The sequence below is a fragment of the Arcanobacterium sp. (ex Cirak et al. 2026) genome, from assembly GCF_053585065.1.
In genome coordinates this window covers 91,293-107,317 of record NZ_JBQJCE010000004.1, presented here as the reverse complement: position 1 = coordinate 107,317, position 16,025 = coordinate 91,293, and the positions used below count along the sequence as shown (strand labels likewise).

General features: G+C 54.3%; 11 protein-coding genes. 7 read left to right on the top strand and 4 right to left on the bottom strand.

What is annotated here, in order from left to right:
• The first annotated feature begins 82 nt into the window (after positions 1–82).
• Positions 83–1,375, top strand: a complete 1,293-nt coding sequence (locus tag ACTOVJ_RS03645) for a M18 family aminopeptidase (RefSeq protein ID WP_449501291.1) — start codon at positions 83–85, stop codon at positions 1,373–1,375.
• Between the two features lie 67 nt (positions 1,376–1,442).
• Here ACTOVJ_RS03645 and ACTOVJ_RS03640 read toward each other — a convergent pair whose 3' ends face one another.
• Positions 1,443–2,522, bottom strand: coding sequence for a lipoyl synthase (locus ACTOVJ_RS03640; protein WP_449501290.1), 1,080 nt, complete (start codon positions 2,520–2,522; stop codon positions 1,443–1,445).
• The gene (gene lipB, locus ACTOVJ_RS03635; protein ID WP_449501289.1) at positions 2,519–3,277 is read right to left on the bottom strand and encodes a lipoyl(octanoyl) transferase LipB; all 759 of its coding nucleotides are present in this window, start codon (positions 3,275–3,277) and stop codon (positions 2,519–2,521) included. Before lipB ends, ACTOVJ_RS03640 begins: the two co-directional genes overlap by 4 nt.
• Positions 3,278–3,564: 287 nt before the next feature.
• Between lipB and ACTOVJ_RS03630 the strand changes: the two genes are divergently transcribed.
• The 6 genes from ACTOVJ_RS03630 (at position 3,565) to ACTOVJ_RS03605 (ending at position 13,492) form a co-directional block, all read left to right on the top strand.
• Complete coding sequence (locus ACTOVJ_RS03630) at positions 3,565–4,566, top strand: ABC transporter permease (RefSeq protein WP_449503710.1); 1,002 nt, start codon at positions 3,565–3,567, stop codon at positions 4,564–4,566.
• Positions 4,567–4,568: 2 nt separating this feature from the next.
• Positions 4,569–5,519: an ABC transporter permease gene (locus tag ACTOVJ_RS03625; RefSeq protein WP_449501287.1), complete on the top strand. Its 951-nt coding sequence runs from the start codon at positions 4,569–4,571 to the stop codon at positions 5,517–5,519.
• Positions 5,516–7,639: an ABC transporter ATP-binding protein gene (locus ACTOVJ_RS03620; RefSeq protein WP_449502709.1), complete on the top strand. Its 2,124-nt coding sequence runs from the start codon at positions 5,516–5,518 to the stop codon at positions 7,637–7,639. The genes ACTOVJ_RS03625 and ACTOVJ_RS03620 overlap by 4 nt, the downstream gene beginning before the upstream one ends.
• 179 nt (positions 7,640–7,818) lie before the next feature.
• Positions 7,819–9,504 carry an ABC transporter family substrate-binding protein gene (locus ACTOVJ_RS03615; RefSeq protein ID WP_449504629.1) on the top strand — a complete coding sequence of 562 codons (1,686 nt, stop codon included), beginning with the start codon at positions 7,819–7,821 and terminating at the stop codon, positions 9,502–9,504.
• Positions 9,505–9,797: 293 nt separating this feature from the next.
• Positions 9,798–11,762, top strand: coding sequence for an ABC transporter ATP-binding protein (locus ACTOVJ_RS03610; protein WP_449503712.1), 1,965 nt, complete (start codon positions 9,798–9,800; stop codon positions 11,760–11,762).
• The gene (locus ACTOVJ_RS03605) at positions 11,762–13,492 is read left to right on the top strand and encodes an ABC transporter ATP-binding protein (protein WP_449501283.1); all 1,731 of its coding nucleotides are present in this window, start codon (positions 11,762–11,764) and stop codon (positions 13,490–13,492) included. Before ACTOVJ_RS03610 ends, ACTOVJ_RS03605 begins: the two co-directional genes overlap by 1 nt.
• 68 nt (positions 13,493–13,560) lie before the next feature.
• Here the strand turns inward: ACTOVJ_RS03605 and ACTOVJ_RS03600 are convergent, their stop codons facing one another.
• Positions 13,561–14,286: a PH domain-containing protein gene (locus tag ACTOVJ_RS03600; RefSeq protein ID WP_449502712.1), complete on the bottom strand. Its 726-nt coding sequence runs from the start codon at positions 14,284–14,286 to the stop codon at positions 13,561–13,563.
• 549 nt (positions 14,287–14,835) lie between these two features.
• A complete protein-coding gene (locus ACTOVJ_RS03595) occupies positions 14,836–15,921 on the bottom strand; it encodes an alpha/beta fold hydrolase (RefSeq protein WP_449503713.1) in 1,086 nt (361 codons plus the stop codon).
• Positions 15,922–16,025: the final 104 nt, after the last annotated feature.

Below are 16,025 nucleotides of genomic sequence, written 5' to 3'. Positions count from 1 at the left end.
TCATGGGTACTGTGTAGCGGTGGAGCCGCTGCTGGTACGCGGCCGATTCGTGGCATTGCTCGAGGGATCTTAGACTGGGAGCATGAGTATTTCGCTTCCATCTGTTCATGCTGGCGCGCGTGAGTTCGCTGCCGGCTTCGCTGATTTTATTTCGTCTTCGCCCACCTCTTTTCACGCGGCGGCGAACCTTGCACAGGTTTTTGCCGACGCCGGGTTTGCCCGCCAAGAGGAGAGTGAGGCATGGGAAGGGGCGAGGCGCGGATACGTCGTGCGTGACGGCGCTGTTATTGCCTGGCGTATTCCTGACAGTGTTCAACTCGGCACTGGTGTCAAAATTATCGGTTCGCATACCGATTCACCGTCTTTTAAGGTTAAACCGAACAGCACGTCGAGCTCATGCGGCTACGATCAGGTCAATGTTGAAGTCTACGGCGGCCCTTTGCTTAATTCGTGGCTCAATCGTGATTTGGGTATCGCGGGTCGAGTAGTCAGCTTGGACGGGGAAGAACACCTTGTGAAGACCCCTGCGATCATGACGATCGCACAGGTTGCTCCTCATCTTGATCGTTCAGTGAATAAGGAGCTCAAGCTTTCGGCACAAAAGGACTACCGCCCAATCTGGGCCACGTCCGAGGGCGATCTCATGAGCCTCATTGCCCAGGAAGCTGGAATTGATCCTGGGCGGATCGCTGCGATGGATCTGTTCGCATACGACACCTGTGCGCCTCAGATTTTCGGTGGCACAGATGGCGTTGACTTCTTCGCTGCTGGCCGCCAAGACAATCTCACTTCTGTTTACTCCTCGCTTGTTGCGTTCCTCGATCCAGACATTGAGCTCGGTGAGGACATCCAGATTTTTGCTACATTCAACCATGAAGAGATTGGTTCAGATACGTACTCGGGTGCTGCGGGTTCATTCCTTGAAGCAATTTTGCGCCGGATGTCCGAGAATCTCTTTGGCCCAGGTGCTGAGGCTTTCGAGCGTATGCTTGCGAACTCCTCCGTGGTCAGTGCCGACGCTGGGCACGCAGTGAATCCGAACAAACCCGAACTTCATGATCCTGCGCACCAACCAGTTCTCGGGGGAGGGCCTTTGCTCAAGATTAACGCCCGCGGTGCCTACGCTACCGACGCCCCGACGTCGGCGCTTTTCTTCCGGGCGGCTGCTGGAGCGCACGTGGCTGTTCAGGAAATTGTGTCGAACAATGACGTCCCATCTGGGACGACGATCGGCCCGATCACTGTGACGCGCCTCGGTATTCCTACTGTTGATTGTGGTGTACCGCTGTTGTCGATGCATTCGGCACGCGAAATTTCAGCACCAGCTGATCTTGTGGCCTTGTCGCAGCTCCTCAAAGCCTACCTTGAGGACTGAATCACCATGCTGATGTAGGTGTGGGCGGTAGAAAATCTACCGCCCACACCCATCTTCGACATGGTGATCACGCAACGTGGTCTGAGTTTGTGGTTCGTTCGAGAATCGACGTGGCCTCCTGGTATGCAGCCGTATCAGTGGTGCCGATGCCCTGGAAGCGCTCAGGAATTTCTAATCCCTTGTGTTTCATCGCGCGAGCCCACAGCGAACCCGAACGGTACGAGGAACGCACAAGTGGGCCAGCCATGATTCCTGCAAATCCCATTTCGTAACCAATCTCTGAAAACTCCACGAATTCGTTTGGCTTCACCCATCGGTCGATTGGGTGATGTAACGGGGATGGACGCAGGTATTGAGTAATCGTCAGCAGGTCACAACCGGCGTTGTGAAGATCCTGCATTGTTGAGATAACCTCGTCTTTCGTTTCTCCCATGCCCAAGATGAGGTTGGACTTTGTAATCAAGCCCGATTCTGAGGCAAACGTAATGAGATCCAAGGAACGTTCGTATCGGAAAGCGGGGCGAATCTTCTTGAAGATACGCGGAACGGTTTCGAGATTATGAGCCAAGACCTCAGGCTTCGCGTCGAAGACCTGCTTGAGTGCGGGGGCGCCGCCGCGCATGTCGTCAATGAGAAGTTCGACGCCGGTCTGCGGGCTCATCTTGTGGATCAGACGAGTGGTTTCGGCATAGAGCCACGAAGCACCATCTTCGAGATCGTCACGTGTGACACCTGTGATGGTGGTGTAGTTAAGGTTCATCTCTTTTACCGACTGTGCCACGCGTAGAGGCTCGCCGCGGTCATACGTATCTGGACGTCCAGTCTTAATGAAACAAAAATCGCAACGTCGGGTGCAGGTGTCGCCGCCGATCAGGAACGATGCTTCGCGTGAATCCCAGCATTCGTAGATATTGGGGCAGTTCGCTTCGGCACACACTGTGTGAAGGGAAGCTCCGTTAACGCGCGATCGCATATCCTCGTACTCGGTGCCGACAGTAGCCTTCGTTTTGAGCCACTCAGGACGGTCATGCTCGATCGGGGTAGCGGAATTCTTTTCCTCGATGCGCAACAGGCGGCGTGAACCGGGGTTGATGCGCTCATTGGACATATGGTGTGTCCCGCCGATAGGGGCAGTGGTAGTAGTCATTTTGTGTCCTTTCGAGGGTGCCAGGCAACACCCGTGTTCTGGGGAAGAGTGGTGTCGCCAGCTGTAACTTCCTCAAGGAGAGGGGCGACGTCGTCGTCGACCAATTCAGTGTTGTTGCGTCCTTCGCGGCGGAAGGGTTGATAAGCGTTAGCAAGGTAAGGAATAAGCAGACGCGCGACTTTCTCCAAGGAGAAGTTGTAACCTTCCTGGGCAAGCGTGGCCACGCCGGCGTCGGCGAGTCCGCAGGGAATAATTTGCATGAAGCGGTCAAGATCAGTGGTGACGTTGAAAGCCAAGCCGTGCATGGTGGTGTCAGAGGCGAACTTGATGCCAATGGCGCACAGTTTGCGGTCTGCTTCGCCGTTTCGCAGGATCCATACGCCACTTCGTCCGTCGACTTGGGACGTTTTCAGGCCGATGAAGTCCATAGCGTCAATGAGTGCGCGCTCTGTGCTGCGGACGAATGCCACAACATCTTTTGGTGGCGTGACAGCGATGATGGGATAAATGACGAGTTGCCCTGGGCCATGGTAGGTCACTGAACCGCCGCGATCCATGGAGATGACGGGAATCTCGCTATTTGGAATGTCTTGCGGCTGTGTGCGACGTCCCGCAGTGTAGGTATCTTTCGACTCCCAGACGATAAGTGTGTCCTCGCGTTGGCCGGTTGCCACTTGTGTGTGCAAATGGCGCTGTAGTGCGTCTACAGTCATGTAATCTTGGGGGCCGCGATCGAGCAAATTTACGATATGCACCTACTCAGCCTATTCCTTTAGTCCTAGGGTTTCGAGGCGGGAAAGTGTGAGGCTGGCCAAGCTTGAGTTGCTTAGGGGCCAGTAGAAAACTAGGCTGTAAAAGTCCTGTATCGCATTTTCATGCATATATAGGGATACCGGAAAGCGAGTCGGATACGAACGGGGAACTGTCTCGCGCCGGGTGGAGATGAACGTCATGCCGTATTATTTCCACATAATTGCACCCATCGGAAGTGTGCGATCCTCGCGGGGCCGCACACTTTCTTCCCCGAGTCAGGAAGCCTCGCATGCTGAGATACCTTTTGCGGCGAATCGCGAATTACGTGTTGTTGCTATTCATGGCAACAACGATGGCGTATTTCATCGCCGGCACACAGTTGAACCCTCGTTCAAAGCTCATTGAAAACGCACTTTTGTCAGGCAAGAATGTGGATCTTGCACAGGTGACGAAGAACGTGGACACCATGCTCTTTGAGCGCAACATCAACCCACTGACCCCTGTGTGGGAGCGCTATGGTGTGTGGTTGAAGAAGGTTTTGTTCCATTTTGATTGGGGAATGAGCCCGGACGGAAAAGTGATTAACACAGAGATTGCTAATCGCGTTCCGATTTCGCTGCAATTGGTATTCATTGGCTTTTTCGTCGGAGTTTTTGTGGGCGTTGCTTTGGGTGTGTGGACTGCGGTGAGGCAGTATTCGCGCATGGATCGCACCATCACTTTCCTTTCGCTTCTGGTTATCTCGACGCCGTCGATCGTTTTGGCAATCTTGCTCCAGATGCTGGCCACCTACATTGGACAGACTACGGGATACCAGCTTGACTTTACGGGGCCGTATTCTTTGCCTAAACCTGAAGGATTCGCTCTTTTCCTGAATAGAGCTGAGCACTTGCTTTTGCCGACGATCGTCATGTCGCTTCATGGAATTGCAACGTATTCGCGTTACCAGCGTAACTTGATGCTTGATACCCTTGGTGCTGATTATGTGCGCACTGCTCGCGCGAAGGGCTTGCGTTCTGGGCGTGCTGTGCGTCACCACGCATTGCGTACCTCGCTGATTCCGATTGCCACCTTCTTTGCATTCGGTATTACAGGTCTCGTTCTGGGAGCGGCAATCACTGAACAGGTCTTCGGATGGCAAGGAATGGGCATTTACTCCGTCACAACTATCCAGGGGCTTGATGTGAACGGAACAGTTGCAGTGGTTTCGTTTGCGGCTGCCTGTACTTTGACAGGTGCCCTGCTTTCGGACATCTTGATCGCCGCTATCGATCCGCGAGTGAGGGTATAACCATGGGAAACTTGAGAACTGATGAAACTCGTGAAGTGAAAGCGAAAGTGTCAGCAGAAACGCAAAAGCGCGTTGAAGCGACTCAGCGTCTGACACGCAACCAACTGATTGTCCGCCGCTTCATGCGTAATAAACTCGCGGTCGCCGGCGTCATTGGCTTGGCAACGTTGGTTTTGCTTGCAATCTTTCTGCCGTATTTTCTCCAGTGGAGTTATATTGACCGCGATCGCGTGAATTTCTTGGCTCCTCCAGGTACCGAAGGCCATATCTTCGGTACTAGCCAGGAGGGCCGTGACATGCTGGCCTTAACGATTGAAGGTCTGCGTAAGTCAATGATTATTGGCTTCTCAGTGGCGTTCCTACAAACGTCAATTGCTGCTCTCGTCGGATCATCGATCGCATTCTTTGGTGGTTGGGTCGACAAAGTCGGAACATGGTTTATTGACCTTCTCTTGGTGGTTCCATCGTTCCTCTTTATCGCTATTTTCTCGCAGCGCTTCGCCAAATCTGCATGGTCCACTTTCTTTTTAATTATTTTCTTGGCCATCTTCTCGTGGATGCTCACCGCTCGAGTAGTACGAGCAATGACGATGTCTATTAAAGGTCTCGACTATGTCCACGCGGCAAAGTACATGTCTGTGCCGTCGCGAGTGATTATTGTCAAACACATTCTGCCGAACCTTTCATCGTGGTTGATCATTGACTTCACCCTGGGGGTGGTGGGAGCCGTGCTCTCCGAGACAAGCCTTTCCTACTTTGGCTTCGGCGTTCAGTACCCGTCAGTTTCCCTGGGATCTCTCATCGGAATCGGCCAAACTGCAGCCCTCACCCAACCGTGGATTTTCTTGCCACCCGCTGGCGCACTTGTGTTGATGCTTCTGTGCGTGAATTTCATTGGCGATGGCATGCGTGACGCGATCGATCCGAGCTCCAAGTCTGGAGGACAAGCATGAGGAAGAAAGAAGCTGTAACGTTCGAATCAAACGACCTGCCGGTGGCACAGGCTGGAGTCCCCGTCGTTGAGGTCACCGACCTCAACGTCTCCTTCCCCTCTGAGGACGGTTTGGTGCATGCCGTGCGTGGAGTGAACTTCACCGTCAATTCCGGTGAAGTAATGGCTCTGGTTGGCGAATCAGGATCGGGAAAGTCTGTGACTTCACTGTCGATTATGGGCCTGCATGATGCCAGTGCACATATCACCGGCTCGGTGAAGGTACACGGTACTGAACTCATCGGCCGCGATGATCGTTTCCTTTCCGACGTGCGTGGCAAGACAATTGCCATGGTATTCCAGGATCCACTCTCAGCACTTACACCTGTCTATACGATTGGTGATCAGATTGTTGAAGCACTGATGATCCATCAGCAGATGGATAAGACGGCAGCCTATGAGCGCGCAGTTGAGCTGCTCAAGATTGTTGGTATTCCGAACCCAGAAATTCGCGTGAAGGCTTTTCCGCATGAGTTCTCGGGTGGTATGCGCCAGCGTGCGATGATCGCAATGGCGATTGCGAACGATCCTGATCTCATTATTGCCGACGAGCCAACAACCGCTCTTGACGTGACTATTCAGGCTCAGATTCTTGATGTTCTGCGTAAGGCTCAAAAGGAAACTGGTGCGGCGATCATCATGATTACCCACGACCTTGGCGTGGTTGCCGGTATCGCTGACAAGGTGGCAGTGATGTATGCCGGACGTATCGTTGAGAAGGGCGATGTGTCCGAGATTTTCCATCATTCTGCAATGCCGTACACTATCGGTTTGCTTGGATCCTTGCCGCGTCTTGACTCGAAGAAGGAATATCAGCTGGCATCGGTTGAAGGTAACCCGCCGTCGATGCTTGTTGAGCCGACGGGGTGTCCCTTCGCCGCTCGTTGCCCGGTATCAAAACTTGAATGTCTTGACGGTGAGCCGGTGTTGAAGGGAGTTCGTTCGGCGTCCCCGATGCCTCACGAAGTGGCATGTATTCGTGCGGACGAAATTCGCCACGAAGATTCCCACTACACAGATATCTACCCGCGTCCTGAGGTGGTGCCTGCTCCATACAGCACCCCTCGTGAAGATCGCGAACAGGTGTTAAAGGTAGAAAATCTGCGTAAGTACTTCCCGCTGATGAAGGGTGCGGTGTTCCGTCGTCAGGTAGGAGAAGTCCACGCCGTTGACGGAGTGTCTTTCGATATTCGTGTGGGTGAGACCCTTGGCCTTGTCGGTGAATCTGGCTCAGGTAAGACAACCACGCTGATGGAAGTACTGAACCTGGTCAAGCCGCAAGACGGCAATATTGTGGTTTTGGGTAAGGATACTTCAACACTGTCGAAGAAGGATCGTGTGCACCTGCGTAAGGATCTGCAGGTGGTATTCCAGGATCCAATGGCAGCGCTTGATCCGCGTATGCCGATTTTCGATATCCTTGCTGAGCCTCTCAAGTACAACGGATACTCAAAGGATCAGATCGAAGAGCGTGTTAAAGAGCTGATGGGGATGGTGGGTCTTGAGCCTGCCCACGTCAATCGTTATCCGCGTAACTTTTCCGGCGGACAAAAGCAACGCATTGGTATCGCGCGCGCGCTTGCGCTTGAACCGAAGTTGATTGTTCTTGATGAACCAGTATCAGCACTTGATGTGTCGATTCAGGCGGGTGTTATTAACCTTCTTGACGAACTGCGTTCCAAGCTCGGTTTGTCCTACCTGTTCATCGCGCATGACTTGTCTGTGATTCGCCATATCGCTGACCGTGTGGCAGTAATGTACTTGGGCAAGATCGTTGAAATCGGTGATGTTGACTCTGTTTTCGATGATCCAGAGCATCCATATACCCAAGCGCTGCTCTCCGCTATTCCTATTCCGAATCCGGAAAAGGAACGTACTCGTGAGCGCATTCTGCTGAACGGAGATCTTCCATCACCGGCGAACCCGCCAATGGGATGTCGCTTCGTGACCCGCTGTCCACTATATGAGACTCTTTTGCCAGAGCAAAAACGTCATTGTGAAGAGGCCCATCCGGAGAGCGAGAAGATCGGAAAAGACCATGAAGTAGCCTGTTATTACCATCGACCGCTCAAGGTTTTCTGATCATAAATATGCACCGAAGAGTTTCCGCATACTGAACAAATGAACCACGTACTGGTTTCGTTTGATAAAGTTCGTGGAAACTCTTCGGTGTATCCCAAGGTTGCACAGGCCAAAGGTTTCCGCTCTCCGGTATTCCGGGAAGGGTTGTTCGATGAAAGTCCTAGAGGAGGACCAAGAATATGCAAGTTAAGAAGACAGCAGGCATCGCGCTCGTCGCGGCTACCGCTCTCGTACTCGGCGCTTGTGGTGGCGGCAATGCCTCCAAGAATGGCGCTTCTGCCGATAAGCCAGCTCTGCCGGGCTCCGATGTCACTCGTGTTGATCGTGCAAAGCTCAAGCAGGGTGGAAATCTCAACCTTGCGCTGTCGGGCAAACTCACACAGTTCCTGTACGGACATGCAGAGGGCACTAACGTCGACAACGGCACGCTTTTCTCCTTCACGATGCCGAATAATTGGTTAGTTTCGGAAAAGGGCGAGGTCGATATTAATCCAAATTACCTCACCAAGTACGAAGTCAAGGACAAGGATCTTCCTGCGGGTACCGCAATGGAAGAGACATTGGATCTTAACCCGAAGGCCGTGTGGAATGACGGCACTCCGATTACCTGGGAAGACTACGACGCAACCTGGAAGGCATGGCTCAACGAGAAGAACAACGTTGCTTCGCGTGATGGCTGGACTGAAATCGCTTCCGTTTCCAAGGGCAAGGACGAGTATCAGGTCAAGTTTGATTTCTCCAAGCCATACCCGGATTGGATGGGTACCCTCTCTAATGCGTACCCGAAGAAGGGTATCGATACACCTGAGAAGTTCAAGTCGTGGACTGACCCAACCAAGGAGCTTAAGCAGTACGGATCGGGCCCGTTCATTATTGATTCGTGGAACGCGGGCACTGGTGACATCATCATGAAGCGCAATGACAAGTGGTGGGGTGATCCAGCTCTCCTTGATACGGTTTCATTCCGTGTGCTCGACACCCAGGCTCTCCCAGGTGCATTCGCTTCAGGCCAGATCGATGTGTTTGATAACATCGCCACTGCGGCTCAGTACGAGACGGCGAAGAAGCGTCAAGATGCTGACATTAAGATGTCTGCCTCAACCACCTGGCGCCATTTCACGTTCAATGCTGCCAAGGGCTCCGCACTCGAGGATCCGGCATTGCGCAAAGCTATTTTCCAGGGTGTGAACACTAAGGAAATCATCGCATCTGATCTTGCTGGACTCCCATACTCGAAGCTCGATATTTCATTGGGGAACCACGTCTTCCTCCCAGGCCAGATTGGCTACGAAGATAACGCGATCAAGTACGATCCTGAGGCAGCAAAGAAGACTCTCGAAGATGCTGGCTACAAGAAGAATGGCGAATTCTACGAGAAGGACGGCAAGCGTGCCTCGTTCACATTCTCTGCCCTGACTGGTGTTCCATCCTCAGAGAATGAGGCAGCGATCCTTAAAGATCAGATGAAGGAAATCGGCATCGAGGTCAAGGTGCAGAACACTCCATCGCAGGATTTCGGCCCTGTACTCGATCAGCGTAAGTTCCAGTCCATCGCTTTCTCCTGGGTTGGCACGATCTTCCCAATGGGTGGCCTGAACCAGATTTATGGTTCTGACGGTGGCTCGAACTTCACCGGACAGAAGCTCCCCGAGCTCGACAAGCTGTTTAATCAGATCAAGACAACAATTAACCAGGATGAACGTCGCAAGCTTGCAAACGAAGCAGACAAGAAGATCTGGGATGCTGGCATGGTTCTGCCGCTCTACTACCGTCCGGCTCTGACCGGCATCCGAAAGGATCTCGCCAACCTTGGTGCAACCCAGTTTGAGAGCTTCCCCTCGGAGAATATTGGTTTCATGAAGTGATCGATTTTATCGGTTGATAACGAGCGGTTGGGACGAAGGCGTATCCTTCGTCCCAACCGTTTCTTGTTGGCACGGTGAATATGCTCGAATTTTGCATCATTCCTGCCCATTGCGTTACCCTGATCTTATGATGAATCTTCTCTTCTCTTGAGCGGCGTCGAGCCTAGCTCCCGCACTGATGTGTGGTGATTTCCCGTATTTTGGCACTGATGGCATACGCCCGTGCCAGTGAAGTGATGCCCAATGATGGCCAAAGAGATGAATGTCCCAGTAGTGGGTTGAGAGAGATAATAATGCTGCAGAAGAAAAATGCCCCTGCATCTATCAATTTAAGAAAATTCGAGGTCGGCCCCACCCCGCGCGAATTCCCGCGTTGGATGAATGTCGATTCAATTCCGATCTACGATACTAGCCGCCCGTTGCGCACAACAATCACCTATAACTGGCGTTTGATTGCGCTTGCTTCAGCCGCTCAAATCGCGGTGTTTGTCGGATCCGCATTAGTTCCGTGGGCGCTCGGAATTCTGTTGGATTCGGGAATTGACCGCGGGCTGACGGCGTCCCTGATCCCCGGTTCCTTGCTGCTCCTGGCAGTGATCATCTTTCGTGCTGTGGGGGCGTTGGCAGAAGCACTCAGCATAATGACCTGGATGCGCGCGAACTTCGGTTGGCAAAAACAGATGGTGGATTCCTTGTCTTCTGTTCGTGAAGGTGGACAAGAAAAGATGCCTACTGGTGAAGCCGTTGCCGCGCCCACAACCGACGCACAAAAAGTCGGCGCCCTCATGTACACCATCACCAACGCCGTCGGAGCAACCTGTTCCTTCATTGTGATTGCGGTTTTGATGCTCATCACTGACCTGCACCTAGGACTGATCGTGGTGATCGGATTGCCCCTCGTGATCGTCGGCATGTCACGAATGGTTCGCCCACTCCAGGCCAAACTCGATGTTAACCGCAAAGAACGCGGCGCCTTGACGACACTTGCCGCAGACGCCGTCGCCGGGCTTCGTGTGCTTCGAGGCGTCGGCGGTGAGGATATCTACAACGAACGCTACGCCACTCAATCGGCAAAAGTCGAAGAAACAGGCATCGATGCTGCACGTCTTCAAGCCACACTTTTTGGCTTGAATGCTGCGATTCCATCGGTGTTCGCTGCCGTGATCGTCGGTTTAGGAATAGCTGAGGTCGTCGACGGAACTCTCACAATCGGATCGCTGGTGGCCTTCTACGGTTACTCGGCGTACCTAGTGATTCCGGTGTCCACGGCGACTCAAATGTTCCAGTCGATCTCCGATGCGCGCGTTGCTGCAGATCGGATTGTCAAAGTCTCGACGCTCACTCCGTACACGTCTGATGCGCGTGCGAATGCTGAGCTTCGTCCACATTGGGCCACTGCCGAACTGACGGATGTTGCCTCGGGCATCGCGATTGCCCCCGGAAAAATCACGATGTTGGTGTGTGCGAACCCTGCACAGTCAGCTGCACTTGCCGAGCGTTTTGCGCGCACCGACGACGCTGCGGAGATACGTCTGAGGTGGACAAACGACGACGGAGGATACGAGTGTGTTGACCTGCGCGAGGTTCCGCTCGCCCAGGTACGCCAAAATATTGTCCTGTCCGACGCAGTTGCTCAGATTTTCCAAGGGCGCCTACGCTCGAACCTCAACGCAGGTCACGCTGAGGCTCCGAAGGTTCGCACCATCGCTCAGCAGATGGGGGATGTTGCAGGTGGGATTGCGCGCAGAACGCACGAAGAATCGCCAGGAGCAGCGAGTGAAGAAGAACTCATTGGCGCGCTCGACGTAGCCGACGGCGCTGACATCGTTGAGGGACTCGAATATGGACTAGACGGCCAGATCGCTGAACGTGGCCGCGATCTCTCGGGCGGACAACGCCAACGCGTCGCACTTGCTCGAGCAGTGCTCACTCGCGGGCCGATCCTCATCCTTGTTGAGCCGACGTCGGCGGTCGACTCTCACACGGAAACGCGTATCGCACAGCGCCTGTCGATTGCGCGTGCAGGCACAACAACACTTGTCGTTTCTGCCTCGCCGATCATGCTCGGCGTAGCTGACGAAGTTGTGCTTGTTGGCGCGCAGGGCAGTGACAACAACGTCGTCGAACTGGCTCGCGGCACCCACGAACAGTTACTGACAGATCCGCGTTACCGCGCGATCGTTCACCGTGCCGCTGGGCAAGACGACGCAAACGAAATGAACGATGCCACCCAGGTGGAGCATGAGGAGGACAACTGATGAAGCTCCCTATCGCAAATAACCGCACAATCGTGCGCGAACTCCTCGCACTTCTTGGGCACTTCAAGGGCGAATTCGCTGTGGCTATCACAATCCAACTCATCACTGCGGGGGCTGCTGTGGTCACACCGTGGGTGATCGGTGCAACTTTCGACGCTGTCGCTCAAGGCAAAGGCGGTGACGTGGTGCGCTGGTACATCACGGTGCTCGCTGCATCAGTGGTGTTGCAGTCCTTGACTGCCTGGTTTGCCGATTACAAGGCACGCGTGCTCGGACAGAAGGTCTTCAATCTGCTTCGTGTTCAACTGGTTGAAACGATTACGCATCTGCCGCTGTCAGTGGTTGAGGCTGCAGGGACTGGTGATCTTCTTGGACGAACCACCGCAGACGTCAACCGAGTTGAATTCTTCATCAGGTCGGGACTGTCACGATTGATGGTTGTGTCGATCCAGGTGATCACGACGGTTGTGGCTGCGTTCGTGGTGGCGCCAGCTGTGGGAATCGTCGTCGTTGTCGCTTTCGTCCCGTTCGGATTTGCGCTTCGTCGCTACTTGCGCCGTACAGTTGCCGGGTATCTGGCTTCCTCGGCTCTGATGGCTGAGTTCTCTGGGGACATCACGGAGACTGTCGAGCAGTCAGCCACGGTGGATGCGCTGGGGATGAAGCGGTCACGCATGACACGCTTCATGGTTCTCCTCGAGGAATCGTGGAATAACGAACGTTACACCTCGTGGATGCGCGTAATCTATGTGGGGTCGACGTTCATTATTTTGTCCGTTCCCATGATTTTGGCAGTGCTCTGGGGTGCATGGATGGTGGGCCTTGGACTTGCCACTGTTGGCGCGGTGACCTCTGTTGCTTTGTATGCGCAGCAGCTAGGATGGCCTGTTGCCGAATTTGGGTGGTGGATCGATGAACTCCAGTTTGCTTCGGTGGCTCTGGCTCGTATCTTCGGTGTCGGACAAGTTCCTCCTGATCGAGTGGCGAGTGCGAGTGCGCCCGACGCCGACGACGTCATGATTGAAGACGTGTCGTTTTCGTATCGCGACGGCCGACCCGTGCTTCGTCACGTGAGTCTCGACATTCGCCCAGGTGAACGTCTTGCAATCGTCGGACCCTCTGGTGCAGGGAAGTCCACACTCGGGCGGCTCATCGCTGGGGTGAATGCCCCTAGCTCAGGGTCGATCACGGTAGGCGGCGTGGAAGTGACTCGCATCGTGGAGAAAGAGTTACATTCGACGTGTGCGCTGGTGACACAAGAAAACCATGTGTTCGCTGGAACGATCGCGGACAACCTTCGCTTTGCGAACTCTGATGCCACTGACGATGAACTGCGCCGGGCGCTCGACATCGTCGATGCTTCATGGGTGGGAGTGCTTGAGGACGGTCTGGAAACGAAGGTCGGTTCTGGAGAAAAGAACCTCACTCCATCCCAGATTCAGCAGCTTGCACTCGCCCGAATCGTGTTGCTGGATCCTGCAATCGTGATTCTCGACGAAGCAACCTCGCTTCTCGATCCGACGGCGGCTCGAAGCGCAGAGCAGGCGATGAATCGTGTGCTTGAGGGGCGTACAGTGATTTCGATTGCGCACCGTCTCTACACCGCCTACGACGCTGATCGGGTTGCGGTCATGGTTGACGGCGAGGTTCGCGAACTCGGCTCGCATGATGAGCTGGTAAACGCTGGGGGAGAGTACGCCTCGCTGTGGCACGCCTGGCAGCAGGACTGAGAACTCACAACAGGAAAATGACGAAGGTGGCAGCACTCGCGCTGCCACCTTCGTCATTCAATGGACTTTTACCACGTGCGAATCATTGCGTAAGTGGCAAGCACTGTACCGGAGAGCAAAACGATCGGTAGTGGCTGCCACGACGTCGTCGTCACTTTTGGAAAGTCGATTGCTTGGGCATCCAGACGCGTGCGTGCTTCGCGGTTGTTGCGATACAGCGCAAGGCGCTCGTCAATTTCTCGAGCTGCCCAACTCAGGGAAACTGTGCGTTTCTCCAGGCGATCAGACCAGTCCCAGTTTACGGCGTCCTCGTGGTGCGAGCTTCGTCCGCTCGACATATTCGGAACGTCCTGCCCACGCAAGGTACGCGAAATCTCGGTATCTGAAGCGCGGCGCTCATGGTAGCCGCCTTCGCCGCGAACTCCGCGGATTCGGCTCGCCTTTGCGCTGGAGAAGACACCTGCTTTCTGGGGTACTGCCCACACGGAAATTTTTCGCCCCGTGCGCAGATGAATATACAGACCCCAACGGCGTTCGATCCGTGCAATGTCGTTCCACGGAATGTGGTACGTGCGGAAGATATTGACCACGGTGAGTCCGCCCGGGCCGATTTCAACAAAGGAATGAAACGAGAAAACCCACGCAGCCGCCGTGACAAGCGCGATAAGCGGAAGTGTTTGGGTAAGCTCCCACAGGCCGCCGTTATATGTTGATGCCGCAGCAATCACTGCAGCCATCGCAAAGCCGACATAGGCGTAGAAGCGATAACCATTTCCCACGAGGCGAAGTTTCATGCCCTCTATTGTGGCAGTTTTCGCCGCTGGCGGCGAGAGCGTCCAACTACTTTTACCTATGGCTCCTCGAATTGGAGCTAATAAGACCGAAAGAGCGTTTAAAGTACTGATGACCCAGGGGGAAGGGAGCATTTCTTAGTGCGCGTGAAGTTTGCCGGTCAGCGGCTTCCACATGCCTTCGCTGATTTCATTAGCACGGTGATATTCCTGGGCTTTGCAATTTGGTCAAACAACGTGTGGCTCGCAATCGGACTCTACTGCGTGACTATCGCCCACTGGTCATCACGCTCACCATTATCCAATCAAAGCCACGACACTAAAGAAAAGTGATTCTTATGAAAGTGAATCGTATGTTTGGTGCAGTTATTACAGCCTGCCTAATCAGTGCATCCCGGCGCCGATCGCATTCGCGTCACCACATTTGGACGGGATAAACCACCCCACCCCATGCTCAAAGTGAAGACGGAGCAAACTTACTCTGGGAGGGAGAAATGGCATACGTATTTATTCACACGCTGGTTCGTGACAACTGAGGATGAGGTGAAATATCTAGCGCGAAATGATTGTTGGTGTGCCTGCGTGCCTCGGGCCATCAGATTGCGCCATCCGAGTGAGCGCTTCTTGCGCATGTGCGATCATTTCCGGCCCGCTGTGGCCTTCCGTTTCAACCACTGTCAGGTGTGAATTCGGCATGAGACGAGAAAGGCGCCACGCGGTTCCCAGCGGACCAAAAACATCCATGCGCCCGTGGATGATCTCGGTTTCGATTGTGGCTGCGCCACCCAAATCGCGAAGCAATGGCACCTCCAAGAAACCGTCGTGAGCCCAATAGTGGGTGGTGAGAATCGCGAAATCGGCGTTGGCATCGTCGGCGCGACGGGCGGGCGGCTGCGGACGCTGCATCCCCAGTGAAACATGGGCATGATCCCACGCCAACCACGCCTGGATCGCGCGCTCGCGAACCGAAGAGTCCGAGTAAGAAACAAGTCGCGCAACGCGCTCAATGAAACGCAACTGATCGACGTCGGCCTCCGGCTCGCCTTTTCGTAAGAGACGTTCCAGTGCGGCTACCTCGGCTTCGAGACGAACAACGGCTTGTTCGAGGGCAAAATGCGCCTCGGGGAAAACGGTGGCAACATTTTGGCTCATCCACTCCACTTCCCACCGCGACGTCGTCGTCAGTGCAAGCAAAACCATGCCTCGCACATGCTGGGGAAAGGCCCGAGCGTATGCCAGGGCGAGCGTCGTTCCCCAGCCCACCGCGTAAATGACCCACTGTTCCACTCCAAGCTCAATCCGCAACGCTTCAATGTCGTCAATCAATGCGCCGATGGTGTTGGATGACAGATCCTCACCCAGATCACGAGCGCGGGGAGTGGATTGCCCGCAGCCGCGCTGATCCATTCCCACCAAGTGCCACACGTGTGGGTCAAAAAGCTCAGTCCACGTTCGCTTTCCCAAGCCGACACCTGGGCCGCCGTGGAGATACAAAGCCGGGACACCGTCAGGATTTCCGTGTTCTTCAAAATAGATCTGGGCGCCGGTAGAGGCGCTTGTCGCATCGTGGCGAGCACCGACGTCGGTAGGACGAGTAAGAAAGCCGCAACGAAAAGGAACGGAACGCGGATGTGTCATACATCTCATAGTATCTGAAACGTGTTTATTTCATCGCACTTTACCCGCGAGGTCTTGGGCGCCCGAAGTGATCCGCGTAAAGTTGCGCAAGGCAAGATTTAATG